Source organism: Paenisporosarcina sp. TG-14, assembly GCF_000297555.1.
GTDB classification, from domain to species: domain Bacteria; phylum Bacillota; class Bacilli; order Bacillales_A; family Planococcaceae; genus Paenisporosarcina; species Paenisporosarcina antarctica.
The window spans coordinates 1-639 of the sequence record NZ_AMGD01000119.1 but is presented as its reverse complement, the minus strand read 5'-3'; the positions used below and the strand labels follow the sequence as shown (position 1 = coordinate 639).

The following is a 639-nucleotide window of genomic DNA, read 5'->3' as shown; positions in this document are numbered from 1 at the left end:
TTTTTTTTTTTTTTTTTTGTTCGCTTTGTTTATTAGCCAGTTTTAATCTAAAGGGTAAAATAATACGGATTTGTAATTCTGGAAATTTCTATATCCATAAGCGACACGATTCAATACTTTGATTTTATTGTTAGTCCCTTCAATTCTTCCGTTATTGTAAAGGTAAATAAAGCTGTTTTCTATGAACAGAAGATGTTTTCTTAACATTTTAGCTTATAACTTGAAATTAAAGGTGAAACAAATCTAGTTAAACAAGTCTCTAATGCCTTGAAATTCTTATCAGACATAGCTTTTAAAAGTTCTTGATAGAGCTATAATTCGCTTTTAATATTGAATCATACGCTAACATTTCTTCTACAATACTTGTCGCTAAGCGTTGGCCGAATAATGGGTAGTATTTACCTTCTTTTATGAAGTTTTCTTCAAAAGTAATGTTTGGGTCTTGAATATCGAGAAAGATTTAATACTAGTAGAATGTAACAAGTGAGTTCACTCCTGGATGATGGTTTTGGTCGACTTTTATTCTACAAAGAATCTCCCTTGTTTTCTATATCTATTTGAACTTATGTTTCCTATATTCTCTTAGCTGATTGGAGTGCAGAGCGGCGACTCCGGTGGGATTAGCGTGACAGGTGAGAC

General features: G+C 32.1%; 1 protein-coding gene. It reads right to left on the bottom strand.

The genetic code is table 11. From position 1 onward, the window contains the following. Positions 1–42: 42 nt before the first annotated feature. Entirely contained in the window at positions 43–207 is a 165-nt protein-coding gene (locus tag C406_RS21465) for a transposase (RefSeq protein ID WP_081503791.1), read from the bottom strand. Positions 208–639: the final 432 nt, after the last annotated feature.